The sequence below is a fragment of the Nonomuraea jabiensis genome (assembly GCF_014204795.1).
In the GTDB taxonomy this organism is placed as follows: domain Bacteria; phylum Actinomycetota; class Actinomycetes; order Streptosporangiales; family Streptosporangiaceae; genus Nonomuraea; species Nonomuraea jabiensis.
On record NZ_JACHMB010000001.1, the window covers coordinates 1906800 to 1920342 of the forward strand.

A 13543-nucleotide genomic window follows, 5' to 3' on the forward strand; every position below is an offset into this window, starting at 1 on the left:
CGCTGTATAGGTTGAGGTCGTGGATCTTCCTTCCTATTGGCTGCCCCGGCCCCCTTTCAGCCCGGACGGCAAGACCCTGGCCGACTTCGCCGCGTTACTCTCTGACGCGGTTGCCCGAGGGCCTGACAAGCCGATTTCCTACACCTTGGCCGCGCCGAAGTGGCAGTTCCTCTGCTACGCCGCCGAGCAAGCCGGATACGTTCTCCACGGCTCGAACAATCCCTCGATCGAGCGCTTCGATCCGCGCCGGTCCTATGACAGCGACGCCTTCGGCAATCGCACAGCCGTCTATGCCGCGTCGGACGGCATCTGGCCGATGTTCTACGCGATACTCAACCGCGATCATCCGGTGTCGATGGTCAACTCATGTACCGACGTCGCAGGCGAGACCTGCTACTACTTCTCCATCAGCCGGTCCGCACTCGACCTCGGCCCGTGGCAGGAGGGAACGGTCTATCTCCTGCCTGCCGAAGGGTTCGAGCATCAGCCTCCGATACGAGGTGTCCGCCAACTCCAGGTGGCCAAACTGGCTCCGGCCCGGCCGGTGGCCAAGATCCGGGTGGTTCCCGAGGAATTCCCATTCCTGAGCGACGTACGTGGACACGACGATGTGACGGTTCAGGCCCGTTCCGCGGCTGACCCCGAGGGCTTTCCTTGGATTGATGACTGACCGTGACGCCGGAGAAAGGGATGATCTGCCGCATGATGGAAAAGCCGCCCTACCGGCGTGTTGCTGTGTTCGGGGCGGGATACATCGGTCTGGTGACCGGTGCCTGCCTCGCCGACCTCGGCCACCGGGTGGTGATCCGGGACATCGACCCGGAGAAGATCAAGCTTTTGCAGGCCGGCGAGGTGCCGATCTACGAGCCGGGCCTGAGCGACCTGATCGGCCGGAACAAGGAACGGCTGAGCTTCACGCTGGACCTGGCCGAGGCCGTCACCGGTGCCGAGATCGCCTATGTCTGCGTGGACACGCCGCCGTCGGCTTCCGGTGATGCGGACCTGTCACGGGTCTGGTCGGTGGTGACGTCGCTGAAGGACGCCGCTCACCTGCGGGCCGTGGTGGTCAAATCCACCGTGCCAGTGGGCACCGGCAGCCGGGTGCGAGCCGCGCTGGACGCCGCCGGGCTCGGTCACGTCGGCTATGCCGCGAACCCGGAGTTCACCGCTGAGGGCCGCGCGGTCAGCGACTTCATGCATCCCGACCGCATCGTCATCGGGACGTCCGACGAGGCGACCGCCCGCCTGCTCACCGAGCTGCATGAGAGCGTGGACGGGCCGGTCGTGGTGATGAGCGTGCGCTCGGCGGAGATGGTGAAGCTCGCGGCGAACGCGCTGCTCGCCACCAAGATCAGCTTTATCAACGAGATCGCCACCTTGTGTGAGAAGACCGGGGCCGACGTCGAGGAGGTGGCTCACGCCGTCGGACTGGATCATCGCCTGGGGCCGCACTTCCTGCGGCCCGGCATCGGCTGGGGCGGCTCGTGCTTCCCCAAGGACAGCGAGGCGCTGCGGCAGCTTGCCAACAACACCGGCTACCACCTGCAGCTGCTGTCAGCGGTGATCGAGGTCAACAATCTGCAGAAGCGCCGGGCGATCCAGAAGCTCAAGGACGAGCTCGGCACGCTGGCGGGTGCGCGGGTGGCGCTGCTCGGCTTGACGTTCAAGCCTGGGACGGACGACATGCGCGAGTCCCCCAGCACCGTCCTGGCGTCCCGGCTGCTCGCCGAGGGGGCCGAGGTGCACTGCTGGGATCCGATGGCCCGCCCGGCCGCGGCCGAACCCTGGACGTCGACAACGCGCCATACGAGCGTGGAGCAGGCGCTCGAAGGCGCGGACGCGGCGGTCATCGTCACCGAGTGGCCCCAGCTCGCCCAGGTCGATTGGACGCAGGCCGTCGCGACGATGCGCCGGCCGGTGCTGTTCGACGGCCGGAATCTGCTGGATCCGGTGGCGATGCGGGCCGCTGGTTACCACTACCTCAGCGTCGGCCGGCCCTGACGGGCGCGGCCATCGAAGGCTGGATGGCGGGAAGGGGACGCGCGCGCGGCAGGGAGGAGGGCGGCACACCTCCCCGCAGCCGACGGAGACAGGCCGGACCAGGTGTGCGGCTCAGAGCATCCGCCGCAGTGCGGTCTCCACAGCGTCGATGAGCGCGTCACCTTCGGTACCGGGGTGGCGGGCAAGGCCGAGTTCGACGTCCGGCAGAGCAGGCAACGGGGCCGCGTCGTGGCAGGCCATGGCCGGCTCCAGGTTGGCGGGCATGAGCGCCGCGACTCCGAGCCCGGCCCGTAGCGCGGCGAGCACTCCGGCGAGACTGTTGCTTTCGAACACCACCCGCCATCGGCGCCCCGTGCCTTCCATCGTTTCCAGCACCGACGTTCGCCAGGCGCACGTGTTCGAGAACAGCACCACCGGCAGCGGATCGGCGTCGGTAGCGACCCCCTGCCCGACCGCCCAGACCAGCGGCAGGCGTACCGTCCAGCGCGGCGGCCAGGGAAGATGCGCGGCCTCGTCGAGTACGAGCTGGACGCGGCCCGTGTCGTAGGCCTCCCGCATCGCCGCGTTGGACAGACTGAGCACCTCCAGCGTCGCGTGGGGATGGAGCCGCGCGAGGTCGGCGAGTGCCTGGGACAGGCGGGAAGCGGCGAGATCTTCGAGGAGTCCCACCCCGCAATGCCCGGTGAGCGCACGTCCCGTTTCGGCGAGCGCCTGTGCCGACAGAGCGAGAATGCGCTCGGCGTAGGGCAGCAGTTCCTCGCCCGCCCGGGTCAGCGAGACGCCGGACGGCGCCCGGTGCAGCAGCGGACTGCCGACGGCCCTCTCGAGCTTGCGCAACTGCTGGCTGAGCGCGGGCTGGGTGCGGCCGAGCGCCGCGGCCGCACGGCTGATGCTGCCCGCTCGTACGGCGGTGACGAACGAGCGCAGCAGTGCGGTCTCGAGATCGCGTGCCATAAGCGCTCATTATGTCCGGTCCAATGAATTGACGACTTCCTATGGCATGACGGGTTATCTAGCGTCAAACCGGTGATCAGATTTCGACAGGTGCTGGCGGTGCCGGGGATGACGCCGCTGCTGGGCATCTCGCTGCTCGCTCGTACCGCGATCACGGCGGACGCGATGGCGTTGACGATGTACGTCGTCCTTGCCCTCGACCTGAGTTACGCGGCGGCGGGAGCCGTCGTGGCGGCGCTCACCGCCGGCGTCGCGCTGGGCGGGCCGCTGCTGGGGCGGATGATCGACCGGCGGGGGCTGCGTACCGTGCTGGTGGGCACGGTGGTGGCGCAGCTCGTGTTCTGGCTGGCCGTGCCTGCGCTGCCGTACGTGATCTTGCTGGGCGCCTCCTTCGCCGCCGGTCTGCTGATGGTGCCAATCCAGCCGGTCACCCGGCAGGCGATCGCCGCGATGACGGCGGCAGGGCAGCGGCGGGCGGCGTTCGCGCTGGAGTCGGTGGCGGGCGAGCTGTCGTACATGGTGGGGCCGGCGGTGGTGATCCTGTGCGCGGCGGAGGTGTCCCCCGGCGTGGTGGCGTGGGGGGTGGGCGCCGCGATCGTCGCCGGCGGGGCGGGGATCGCCCTGCTCAACCCGCCGCTGCGGGCCGAGGACGAGGCGGGCGGCGAGGCAGCGGGCCGGCCCCGGCGCCGGGAGTGGCTGGGGGCGCGCATGGTCGCTGTTCTGACGATGGGGTTCGGCGTCGCGATGCTGCTCAGCGGCGTCGACCTGGCCATCGTCGCCACTCTTCGAGAAGCCGGTCAGGTCTCGTGGGCGGCCGTGGTCATCGCCGTGTTCGGGGTGACGTCCGTCGTGGGTGGTCTGGTGTACGGAGCGCTGTCCCGGCCGATGCCTACCTGGCTGCTGCTCGGCCTGCTCGGGCTGGTGACGATTCCGGCCGGACTTGCCCATGACTGGCCTTGGCTGTGCGTGGCCGTCATCGGGGCCGGGCTGCTCACCGCACCGACCCTTTCCACCGTCTCCGACGCGGTGAGCCGGCTGGCGCCGGCCGGTGTGCGAGGTGAGGCGACCGGCCTGCAGTCCTCGGCGGCGAGCGCGGGGTTCGCGCTGGGGTCCCCGGTCGTGGGAGTGGCGATCGACGCGTCCGTACCGGCGGGTGGGTTCGCGGCGGCCGGTCTGGCCGGCCTGCTCGCCGCGCTGATGGGCTACCTGCTCTCGCGCCGGTCCCCCACCGCCGCACCGTCGCCGTCGCCGTCACCCGCCGCCGCACCGTCACCGTCGCCGTCGCCCGCCGCCGCACCGTCTCCGTCGCCGTCGCCGTCGCCGTCGCCCGCCGCACCGTCGCCCGCCGCCGCGCCGTCGTCCTCGTCGCAGGCGCCCGAACCCTGCGACGCCGCCGCGCCGGACCCAAGAACGGCAGAGATCGTCAGCGCCTCACCGGCGCCCGGTGAGGGCCGCGGACGGCAGGATCGGTGAGCCTGCCGTCCTGCCCAGCCGGCTTCATGTGTCGTCGTTGGGTGTGGCGAGCAGCTGGAACTGGTCCCACTGAACCCGGGGCCGGGGCAGGCCGCGCCGTTCCAGGTAGCGGGCCGTGGAGCGGCGGACGGTGCGCAGGGTGCGGAACGCGTCGCTGATGCGGCCGGATCCGGCCGGCTCGACCACTTTCTGCGGGACCAGCGTCCATTGGTCGTCGCCGTCGGCGCGGAGTTCGCCGCGGATCAGTGCGTTGTGCATGGCGTTGAGCCGTTCGTCGTGCCGGTGCACGAGCAGGCTGGCCTGGCCCGGCACGATGCCGTCGGCGGCGTCCGTCGCAATGCCGTCGGGGGCGTCCGTCGCGATGCCTTCCGCGGCGTCCGTCGCGATGGCGAAGCCGTCGGCGGTGGCCCTTGGCCGCGTACGTACCAGCAGCGGCGCTCCGGAGGCGTCCCGGGCGCCGAGGACCGCGCTCGTGAAGCGGGCGATCAGATCCGCGCCGGGCAGGTCCGTGGCGGCGGGTGTCGCGGGCGCGGGCTGTTCGGCGGCGGTCAACTCGGCGAGCGGTGGCCGGACCTCGACCCGGGTGGGCGTCACGGTGATGAAGAGCCGCAGGTAGTACCAGTCCATGAACCACCGGCCGGGGGCCCGGACGTAGCTTCGGCTGTGGGGCTGCCGTTCGAAGAGCGTACGCCAGTAATCGGCCGCCTCGTCCGGCCCGGTCCGGATCTCATCGGGGCAGGTCGCGGTTCCGCTGACGAACACCTGGGGCGCGTCGGCGCGGCCGCTGCCGGTGGGGTCGGAGAACAGCAGCGCGACGCGTCCGTCCCGGCGGACGTTGAGCGCCTTCTGCGCGAAGGCCAGGCTGGTGGTGACGAGCAGCGTGCCGTCTGCCCGGCGCCAGGCCGCGGTGGGCCAGGTCAGCGGGGTGCCATCAGGCCCGAGAGTGGCGAACTCGCAGGTCCGGTAGGCATCGATGATGGCGCCGACCTCGAAGTCGATCGGTGTCGTGGTCACAGGGCGGCTCCTGAGGGGAGGCCGTGGCGGCGTAAGCACATGTGCGTGATCATCTCGTCAATTCGGCGAGGGATGGTGGAAAACGGAGAAGAGCGTCGCGGTGCTCGGACATGGTGACGAATCGCCGGGCCAGGACCGCGGGGTGTCCCTTTCAAGCAGTCGGCGATTGTTACGGTGGACGCTTCTTGGATCAGCGGGAGGGCGGCGGTAGGGCATGCGGGTGGCCATGGCGAGCGCTGCCGCGGGGCGGGCCGGCCGCGCGAACGAGGACTTCACCGGAGCCTTGCCGACGGCGGCCGTGCTGGTCGACGGTGCCGGCATCCCCGGTACGGAATCGATCTGCCGGCACGGCGTGGCCTGGTATGCCAACCGTTTAGGAGGCGGCCTCCTCGGTCTCTTGTCACTCGTACCGGACCGCAGCCTTCCGGCAGTGCTCGCGGATGCCATCGAGCAGGTGACGGACGATCACCGGGACACCTGCGACGTCGCCAACCGCATGAGCCCGTCGGCGGCGGTAGCCATCCTGCGCCTGTCCCATGGTCTCGTCGAGTACCTGGTGCTCGGGGACGCGTACGTCGTACTCGACAAAGCAGACAGCGCGCCGCTCGTCGTCTCCGATCCCCGGGAGGTCGTGATCAGCCGCTCGTATGAGCCCGCGCTGAAGACCGCCGCCGAAGGCAGCGACGAGTACCACCGGATCCTCAGCGACTTACGCTCGAACCGGAACCAGCCGGGCGGCTTCTGGGTCGCCAAGGACGACCCGCGGGCGGCGGACGAGGCCATCACCGGAGGCTGTCCGATCGCCGAGCTGACCGATGCCGGCGCCGCACTCCTCAGCAATGGCGCCAGCGGCATCGTGGACCGGTTCGGGCTCACGGACTGGTCCGGGGTCATGGCCATGCTGGCGTCGAGCGGACCGGACGAAATCATTCGCCGTGTCCGGCAGGCCGAGGCACATCACGCGGTAGCGGCGGACGATGCGACGATCGCACACTGCACCGACTTCGGACAGGCTTGACGGTTGCCACCGGCGCCTCCATCGATCACCTGCCCCCGCTTCGGCCCCGCCGCCACGCCCGCTGGCCCTGCCGCTGCGTGGTCGTCGGCTATGCGGCCGCGCGACGATTCCCGGCGGAGGCCATGCCGAGCCAGGTGTGCGGGTTGTACAGCGCCGGGACGCGGCGGTCACCGGAACGGGAGCCGTCGAGGGAGAAGTACTCGTTCTTGACCAGGATCTACGGAAATTGGTGATCACCGCGATGCCCTCCTCGATAGTGAGCACGGTGTGGCCCCGGGCGGTGATGGCGTCATCCCACGACCGGGTCAGGGGTGTTCGGGGGTGACCCATTCGACGAACTGGACGATCACGCCGTTGGGGTCGGTGACCTGGAACAAGGCTTCGCCCCAGGGCTCCTGGCGCAGCGGCATGGTGATCTGCGCCCCGGCCTCGCGCAGCCGCTTTTCGTGCTCGGCCAAGCCGCCGGCGAGGGTAAAGGCGAGGATCAGACCGCCGGCGCGCTGGTCACGCTGCTCGGGCGGCAGCACCTCGATGCCGCGGGCGAGCAGGACGATGTCGACCGCGTCGTCGCGCGACAGGGAGGCGAAGCCGTCGGCGGCCCGCTGGACGGTGTAGCCCAGGTAGGTGGTGAAGAACTCCTGTGAGGCGGCGACGTCGTCGACGGTCAGCGAGACAGTGGAAGCGATGAACTGCACGGGATCTCCTCTGGTGGGGTGGGGGTCGTAGCTACGGGGTGAGGTCAGGAGCTGCGGCGCCGCGGGACGATGCGCATGCTCCGGACTTGCTGCGACGCACGGATGCTGCGGCCGGAAGGCAGACGACGCAGTTCGGCGCCGTACAGCGGGGGCCGCTCAGGCTGCTGCGACCGGGGCACAGGCGCGGCGGCGTCGTGGGTGTGCTTGCGCATGGACATCCTCCTGCGGACTCAGCGTTCCATCGTCATAAACTTATGACGGAGGTAAATTTAGCCCAAGGCGTTCGAGGGTGTCAACATAAAGATGCTACGAGGGTAAGATTGCGTCATGGCTACTCAGACTCCCGCCCCGGCCGCCGGTCTGCGCGAGACCAAGAAGCACGAGACCCGGCAGCTCATCTCCGACCACGCGACCCGGCTGTTCATCGCCCAGGGCTTCGAGGAGACGACCATCGCCGAGATCGCCGCCGCCGCCCGCGTCGCCAAGAAGACCGTCACCAACTACTTCCCACGTAAGGAAGACCTGGCCCTGGACCATCAGGAGGAGTTCGCCGCCTCCCTGGGCCGTGCCGTCACCGCACGACGCCCAGGGGAATCAGCGCTGGCCGCGCTGCGCCGCGCGTTCGCCGACGCCGTGGCCACCCAGGACCCGGTCGCCGGATTCTCCGGCCAGGAGTTCGCCCGCATGATCGCCGACAGCCCCACCCTGACCGTCTGCCTGCGCGGCCTGCACGACCAGCGTGAACACCACCTCGCCCAGGTGCTCGCCGACGTCACCGCTGCGCCGTCCGACGACATCACCGTACAGACCGCCGCCGCCCTGCTGGGCAGCGTCCACCGGGTGCTGTTTCACCGCATCCAGACCCTCACCCTCGCCGGACACCCCAACGACCAGATCGCCCACACCATCGCCGCCGAAGCCGCCCAAGCCTTCGACTTGCTGGAGCCCGCCCTGGCCGACTACGCCTCCGCCTGATGCGAGCCATGGGGCCTGCTGCTCGGGCAAGCTCGGCGCCGGACAGTCGCTGCCGGGCCCCGCGAGGGGTACCTCGTGGCCGTGCTGCCTGGCCTCGGGCTTCCTGGGCGTCGTGCATCTGCCGGCGGGACTGCTCAGCCGCGTCGGTGGGTAACCACCGCAGCCAGCCGCACCCGCGAGCTCGATTCGCCCAGCGGAGTGGCCACCGCGCTCAATGGCGCGAGCTCGGTGTGCAGCGCGGCCAGGGCGCGCACGCCTGGGGTGCCTCGAACGCGCGCTCGAGCGGCGCTCCACCCTCGCGGGCCTGGCTGGAGGCAACCCAGCACCGCTATTTCGCCGCAGCCCCTGATCAGCGAGCACGAGGGCGCGCCAGCCGCAAGGTCACCAAGGAAGCGGGGATCGGAACCGTCTGGGCCCCGCGAAAATCAGCAGCTGAACCATTCGTGCGACCGCTCACAAGCCGCCGGATATGATCCCTGGCCGTGACCGAGCCGGACTTCCTTCGAGCCACGCGTACGTCCTACGACGCCATGGCCGTTGACTACGCGCGCTGGATCGAGGGCGAGCTGGCGGCCAAGCCGCTGGACCGGGCGATACTCACCGGATTCGCCGAACTCGTACAGGCCGCGGGTACAGGACCTGTAGCTGACGTCGGATGTGGTCCTGGCCGCCTGACGGCGCACCTGCACGGCCTGGGATTGCCGGCGTTCGGCGTCGACCTGTCGCCACAGATGATCGCAGTGGCGCGACAGACGTATCCGGGCCTGCGATTCGAGGTTGGTTCGATGACTGCCTTGGACCTGCCCGACAACACCCTCGCCGGCATTGTGGCCTGGTACTCGACCATTCACGTCCCGCAAGAGCAGCTTCCAAAGGTTTTCGCCGAGTTTCATCGGGTGCTGGCGCCAGGCGGCCATCTGCTGCTCGCGTTCCAGGTCGGCGAGGGGGTGTCGCACTGGACGGAGGCGGCGGGTCACGCGATCTCGCTCGACTTCCACCGGCGGGAGCCCGACCATGTCGCTGATCTGCTCAACCAGGTCGGACTCGTCGTGTGCGCTCGACTGCTGCGCGAGCCTGATGACGACAGTGACTATCCGGAGGACACGCAGCAGGCATTCCTGCTGGCTCGCAAATTTGCTGACGATGGCCGGCCGTGACAGCCACCTCACCCCCGCTTACATTCTGGGGCGGCTGCTGCAGGGGGCGTTCACGAGTGTGGTTGAGCAGCGACGATGACGGCCCGGCGAAAACCACTCGCTGGTCAGCCTTGCTCCTGTGGTCTGGTCGATGACCGCGAGCATGGCGGCTCGCCAGTCGTAGTCCTCGTCGCGTTCCTCGAAGTCGACGAAGAAGTCCGTCATCGCCTGCCGACCGATGCCGGTATGGTCTTCCCGCTCAGCCGGTTGTGGGAGTTGACGTTCCACCAGGCGCTGTAGGCCCGGGCCCCCTGGCGGGATTGCCGGTGTCGTAGGGGAGCAGGACGGCTTTGGGCGGCGCCGGCTCATGAAGCTGGTACGGCGCATCTCCGCCGAGCCTGGCGGCGAGCTGGTTATCGGCCTATCCGGGGATTGCTTCGATAGGGCTACCTGGAGCGTACGTGGTGACGCGGGCGCGGATGCGTCAGGTCCAGGTCGCCGAATCCGGGTCGATGCCTCGATCGCGGGCGTTGGCGTCGATGATGTCACGGAGCCAGATGGTCAGGCCCGGCTCGATCGCGTCGAAGTAGGCCGTGAAGCCAGGATCGGCGACGTACTTCCTTCCCAGGCAGACATGCATCGAAAGGGTGCAGTCGAAGTACGCCTGAATGGAGGCCCTGTGCCGTTCCGCCAGAGCATTGGCTTCGGCACTACCTGGCCTGACGCCGGCGCGCTTGGCTGCTGCCAGGTCGTCCTCGATCGTTGCGATATTGTCCGCGATCCGCTGCCAGTCCTCGGAGGTCCTGCCCGCGACGCGCTCGGCGTACTGCGCCCATTGAGCTGTGTCGCCCCACCGCTCACGTGCGCCTGCGACCAGTGACGGCTCCCAGCGCTGCCCGAAGATCGCGACTTGTTCCTCCGGGGAGAGCAGGATGCCGTCGCGTGCGGCTTCGATCATGCGATCGACCGCGTCAACCATGGTCTGCAAGCGGGAGATGCGATCGAGGAGCTGGGCGCGCTGTTGTCTCAGCGGCACGGTCAGGTCGACCGTGGGAGCATCGAGGAGTTCACCGATGTCGTCGAGGGACAGACCGAGCTCGCGGTAGATGAGCACCCGGTGGATGCGTGCGACGTCAGCCGCGGAGTAGAGCCGGTAACCGCCGGTGGTTCGCCCGGACGGGCGGACGAGCCCGATAGCGTCCCAGTGATGGAGGGTGCGGATGGTGACTCCCGCGTGCGATGCCGCGGCCCCGACGGTCAGCCCGCCGGGGCCCGCGGCATCGTCCATCGCGGTATCGGTCACGCCGTCGAGTCTGACATGCACGTCCGACCTAAGCAGTTTCACCCCCTTGAGGGAGCATGTAGCCGTTCTCTTTGAGGTGACGTGCCTCGGCGCTGTCGGGGTCGAAGGGACGGGCCGCGGTCATGATCACGCGAGCGTTCTCCGGCGTGATGACTTCCAGTTCTACGGTGTTCCACGGAGTCTTTCGCGGTTCCGACGTGCATCCGGGCACCAGCGCGGTGCACGCCTGCGCGATCTCGTCGACCTGGCTCAGTACACAACTGAAGCCGATGCTCACCGTTGAAGGGGCCGGAAGGGCGCCGGTCGGGACGAGCAGAACGTCCTGGAACGCCCACCGTCGAAGGTGCGTGACCTGGCCCGGGACCGTGAACAGGTCGATGAAACCGAGCCCGCGGGTCCAGAAATTCACGGACGCGGCCAGGTCCGGCGTCGGCACGGTGACGAACATCGGCATGCCGTAGATGCCCCGGAAAATCTCAGGTGGCTTCACGTCGGGCCCGGGCGGAGGAACAGGGCTGATATCGAATGCCTCGTAGTAGTCGGTCATGCGTTCATCGTGGTGCCTGACGCAACGTTAGGGTCAAATCCGGATCAGCACTGCCCGAGGGCCTTCCCAGCCCGACCTGAAGGCCGGCGAACTGCGGGCGCCGACCGTTCAGGGGTCAGCGGGTCGCGTCAGGCATGCGGACCGTCACGTAGGGATGCGGCTGCTCCAGCCACTCGCCGGTCAGCCGCGCCCCGGTGGTGTGGTCGATGAGTGCCAGGCAGGCGGCCCTCCAGTCGTAGTCGGCGCGGTCCTCGTCCTCTTCCTCGTCGGGGTCCTCGGACGCGGGAGCGGCGAAGAAGTCCGTCATCGCCCGCAGTTCGGGCCATCGAGCCAGGCCGGCATGGTGTTCCTGCCGCCCGGGGAAGAGCGCGTCGATCGTCAGGATGAGTTCGCCTCCGGCCGCGAAGCTCAGCAGATTGTTGGCGTTGACGTTCCACCAGGCGCTGTAGACGCGCGCTCCCTCACTGAGCCGCCGGAGCACGGCGGGGCTTGCCCCGAGGTGGCCCCACTCGAAGAGAAGCGTGGTCGAGCCGCACCGGTCGAGGAGCACGGGGTAGGCGTCGCGTTCGGGTGGCCTGATGGCGCTGGGCGGGGCCGGCTCGTGCAGCCGGTAGGGCGTGTTCCCGGCGAGCCGGGCGGCGACCTGGTCCAGGGTGAGCGCTTGTCCGTCGTCGGGGACCACTGCCGTCCAGCACATGCCTACGCCGAGCCACTGCGTGCTGTTCATCAGTCGCCGGTAGTGCTCGCGTAGGTCGGCGGTCGGTGGCTGTCCGGTATTCAAGCAGGGTTCCTCTTGCTCGGCGGGAACGGCAGGTTTGTACCGCAAGCTGCGGCCCATCAGGTTCTGCGCGAGATGACCATGATGTATTCGCAGGGAGCGTTCGTTCGGTTGGCGAAACCGTGGTCCGCGTCGGCCTGGAAGAACAGGGAGTCGCCTGTGTTCAGGGTCTCGCTGATCCCGCCGATCGCGACGGTGAGGGTGCCTTCGAGCACCACGAGTTGTTTCTCCGTACCCGGCGGATACGCGGGCAGCAGCCCGGTAGAGACCTGCGCGGGGAGGTGGTGGACGACCATCTCGGCTCCTCCCGCGCCCGGGGCCGCGGACACCATGTGCCGCTCGAAGCCGGTTTCCGGGTCACGGAAAACGGGGCGATCGTTCTTGCGCATGACGATGGCCACACCAGACGCGGCAGCAGCCGGCGCACCGATCAGGTCCGAGAGCGACGCGCCGAGCGCGTGGGCGATCCTGGACGCGACGCCGATTGTCGGGCTCTTCTCACCGCGTTCGACCTTGGACAGCATCGCCCGGCTGACCGACGACTGTGCGGACAGCTGTTCCAGCGTCAGGCCTGCCTCCTCGCGGCGTCGCCGCACGTTACCGCCGAACGCGCCGGCCAGGTCGTCACCGTGCTGTGGTTCGGCCGCGTTTGCGTCTTGCTCGACCACCGTGCTCCTCGATCGATGGGTATCTCGCCGCCCACAGTGTAGGGTTTCTTCTAAAGAAGATAGAGTCTTCTATCGGAGACGCCCGACGCGACGGAGGTTCCCCATGCGTTTGATCTCGAGAGGCCGGCACCATGCCACGTTCGAATTCGGCGATCTGCAGGTGATCTCGTTGCGAGACGGGTACATCGACATGCCGCCGACACGGCTCCGTGACGAGGATGGGCGCCCGCTCGATGAGCTGCCGGCCGCCGTCCCGCTGGCCGGCGACAACTTGCGGCTGTCGGTCAACGCCTTCTTCGTCACCGACGGCACGCGGTCGGTTCTCATCGACACCGGCGCGTCCAACGCCTGGCACGACCCCACCATGGGATTGATCTACGACGCGCTCGACGAAGCGGGAGTCGACCGCGCGCATGTCACCGATGTGGCCATCACCCACAAGCACGAAGACCACGTGAGCGGCCTGATCGCGCCGGACGGTTCAGAGGCGTTCACCAAACTCGAGCGCGTGTGGATCGGCGCGGGCGACACCTCGGTGTTCACGGGGCGGCTCGAGCCGATCCGCGACCGGGTCGTACCCGTGTCGGAGAAGGTCGCGATCAACGACTGGGCCACCGCGATCCCGACACCGGGCCACACACCCGGTCACACCGTCTACGAGGTCAGGAGCGGCACCGGCCACCTTCTCGTCTGGGGCGACACCGTTCACGTCCCCACGCTCCAATTCGCTCAGCCGAACGTGTCCTGGGAGCTCGACGGCAACCAGCCCCAGGCCCGCGCCGCGCGGGCGGCCCTCCTCCAGCGACTGACCCGACCACACCACTTCGTAGCCGGCGCCCACCTCGACTCGCCCGGCATCGCCCGTGTGACCCCCTCCGGCGACGGTTATGCGCTGGAATACCTCGCACCACCGATCGGCTGATCGGCTCCGGGCCGCGCTCGCGGTGGCGGCCATCCTGCTCGCGTTGCTCGCCAATGACC

The 13543-nt window shown here is 68.9% G+C and carries 16 protein-coding genes; 8 read left to right on the forward strand and 8 right to left on the reverse strand.

Going from position 1 to position 13543, the window contains the following annotated elements; translation table 11 throughout:
- Positions 1-19: 19 nt before the first annotated feature.
- Positions 20-670, forward strand: coding sequence for a hypothetical protein (locus HD596_RS08215; protein WP_185068692.1), 651 nt, complete (start codon positions 20-22; stop codon positions 668-670).
- 32 nt (positions 671-702) lie between these two features.
- Positions 703-2001: a UDP-glucose dehydrogenase family protein gene (locus tag HD596_RS08220; RefSeq protein ID WP_185068693.1), complete on the forward strand. Its 1299-nt coding sequence runs from the start codon at positions 703-705 to the stop codon at positions 1999-2001.
- Positions 2002-2112: 111 nt separating this feature from the next.
- Here the strand turns inward: HD596_RS08220 and HD596_RS08225 are convergent, their stop codons facing one another.
- The gene (locus HD596_RS08225) at positions 2113-2955 is read right to left on the reverse strand and encodes a LysR family transcriptional regulator (protein WP_185068694.1); all 843 of its coding nucleotides are present in this window, start codon (positions 2953-2955) and stop codon (positions 2113-2115) included.
- Between the two features lie 72 nt (positions 2956-3027).
- On the opposite strand from HD596_RS08225, the gene HD596_RS08230 reads away from it, so the two are divergent.
- The gene (locus tag HD596_RS08230; RefSeq protein ID WP_313043244.1) at positions 3028-4428 is read left to right on the forward strand and encodes an MFS transporter; all 1401 of its coding nucleotides are present in this window, start codon (positions 3028-3030) and stop codon (positions 4426-4428) included.
- Between the two features lie 24 nt (positions 4429-4452).
- On the opposite strand, the gene HD596_RS08235 is transcribed toward HD596_RS08230, so the two are convergent.
- Entirely contained in the window at positions 4453-5442 is a 990-nt protein-coding gene (locus HD596_RS08235; RefSeq protein WP_221519226.1) for a pyridoxamine 5'-phosphate oxidase family protein, read from the reverse strand.
- Between the two features lie 214 nt (positions 5443-5656).
- On the opposite strand from HD596_RS08235, the gene HD596_RS08240 reads away from it, so the two are divergent.
- Positions 5657-6460, forward strand: coding sequence for a hypothetical protein (locus tag HD596_RS08240; protein ID WP_185068695.1), 804 nt, complete (start codon positions 5657-5659; stop codon positions 6458-6460).
- Between the two features lie 305 nt (positions 6461-6765).
- On the opposite strand, the gene HD596_RS08245 is transcribed toward HD596_RS08240, so the two are convergent.
- Positions 6766-7155, reverse strand: a complete 390-nt coding sequence (locus HD596_RS08245; RefSeq protein ID WP_185068696.1) for a VOC family protein — start codon at positions 7153-7155, stop codon at positions 6766-6768.
- Between the two features lie 44 nt (positions 7156-7199).
- Positions 7200-7367 carry a hypothetical protein gene (locus tag HD596_RS08250; protein WP_185068697.1) on the reverse strand — a complete coding sequence of 56 codons (168 nt, stop codon included), beginning with the start codon at positions 7365-7367 and terminating at the stop codon, positions 7200-7202.
- 115 nt (positions 7368-7482) lie between these two features.
- Here HD596_RS08250 and HD596_RS63610 point away from each other — a divergent pair, with 115 nt between their 5' ends.
- The 3 genes from HD596_RS63610 to HD596_RS08265 all read left to right on the forward strand — a co-directional run bounded on the left by HD596_RS63610 (position 7483) and on the right by HD596_RS08265 (position 9566).
- Positions 7483-8130 carry a TetR family transcriptional regulator gene (locus HD596_RS63610; protein WP_185068698.1) on the forward strand — a complete coding sequence of 216 codons (648 nt, stop codon included), beginning with the start codon at positions 7483-7485 and terminating at the stop codon, positions 8128-8130.
- A 482-nt stretch (positions 8131-8612) separates the two neighbouring features.
- Positions 8613-9287 carry a class I SAM-dependent methyltransferase gene (locus HD596_RS08260; RefSeq protein ID WP_185068699.1) on the forward strand — a complete coding sequence of 225 codons (675 nt, stop codon included), beginning with the start codon at positions 8613-8615 and terminating at the stop codon, positions 9285-9287.
- Between the two features lie 75 nt (positions 9288-9362).
- Positions 9363-9566 (forward strand): hypothetical protein, encoded by a 204-nt coding sequence (locus HD596_RS08265; RefSeq protein WP_185068700.1) that lies wholly within the window; start codon positions 9363-9365, stop codon positions 9564-9566.
- Between the two features lie 184 nt (positions 9567-9750).
- On the opposite strand, the gene HD596_RS08270 is transcribed toward HD596_RS08265, so the two are convergent.
- From HD596_RS08270 to HD596_RS08285, 4 genes are all read right to left on the reverse strand, one after another.
- The gene (locus HD596_RS08270; protein WP_313043252.1) at positions 9751-10569 is read right to left on the reverse strand and encodes a MerR family transcriptional regulator; all 819 of its coding nucleotides are present in this window, start codon (positions 10567-10569) and stop codon (positions 9751-9753) included.
- A 28-nt stretch (positions 10570-10597) separates the two neighbouring features.
- Complete coding sequence (locus tag HD596_RS08275) at positions 10598-11116, reverse strand: VOC family protein (RefSeq protein ID WP_185068701.1); 519 nt, start codon at positions 11114-11116, stop codon at positions 10598-10600.
- A gap of 115 nt (positions 11117-11231) precedes the next feature.
- On the reverse strand, positions 11232-11897 hold the full coding sequence (locus tag HD596_RS08280; protein WP_185068702.1) for a DUF6461 domain-containing protein: 666 nt from the start codon (positions 11895-11897) through the stop codon (positions 11232-11234).
- Between the two features lie 56 nt (positions 11898-11953).
- Positions 11954-12562 carry a helix-turn-helix domain-containing protein gene (locus tag HD596_RS08285; RefSeq protein WP_185068703.1) on the reverse strand — a complete coding sequence of 203 codons (609 nt, stop codon included), beginning with the start codon at positions 12560-12562 and terminating at the stop codon, positions 11954-11956.
- Positions 12563-12665: 103 nt separating this feature from the next.
- Here HD596_RS08285 and HD596_RS08290 point away from each other — a divergent pair, with 103 nt between their 5' ends.
- The gene (locus tag HD596_RS08290; protein WP_185068704.1) at positions 12666-13484 is read left to right on the forward strand and encodes an MBL fold metallo-hydrolase; all 819 of its coding nucleotides are present in this window, start codon (positions 12666-12668) and stop codon (positions 13482-13484) included.
- Positions 13485-13543 lie beyond the last annotated feature (59 nt).

What these genes read in the sequence shown, in the direction of transcription:
- HD596_RS08220 (WP_185068693.1), top strand. Translation starts at nt 703, where the DNA reads ATGATGGAAAAGCCGCCCTACCGGCGTGTTGCTGTGTTCGGGGCGGGA.
- HD596_RS08225 (WP_185068694.1), bottom strand. Translation starts at nt 2,955, where the DNA reads ATGGCACGCGATCTCGAGACCGCACTGCTGCGCTCGTTCGTCACCGCC.
- HD596_RS08240 (WP_185068695.1), top strand. Translation starts at nt 5,657, where the DNA reads ATGCGGGTGGCCATGGCGAGCGCTGCCGCGGGGCGGGCCGGCCGCGCG.
- HD596_RS08250 (WP_185068697.1), bottom strand. Translation starts at nt 7,367, where the DNA reads ATGCGCAAGCACACCCACGACGCCGCCGCGCCTGTGCCCCGGTCGCAG.
- HD596_RS63610 (WP_185068698.1), top strand. Translation starts at nt 7,483, where the DNA reads ATGGCTACTCAGACTCCCGCCCCGGCCGCCGGTCTGCGCGAGACCAAG.
- HD596_RS08265 (WP_185068700.1), top strand. Translation starts at nt 9,363, where the DNA reads ATGACGGCCCGGCGAAAACCACTCGCTGGTCAGCCTTGCTCCTGTGGT.
- HD596_RS08275 (WP_185068701.1), bottom strand. Translation starts at nt 11,116, where the DNA reads ATGACCGACTACTACGAGGCATTCGATATCAGCCCTGTTCCTCCGCCC.
- HD596_RS08290 (WP_185068704.1), top strand. Translation starts at nt 12,666, where the DNA reads ATGCGTTTGATCTCGAGAGGCCGGCACCATGCCACGTTCGAATTCGGC.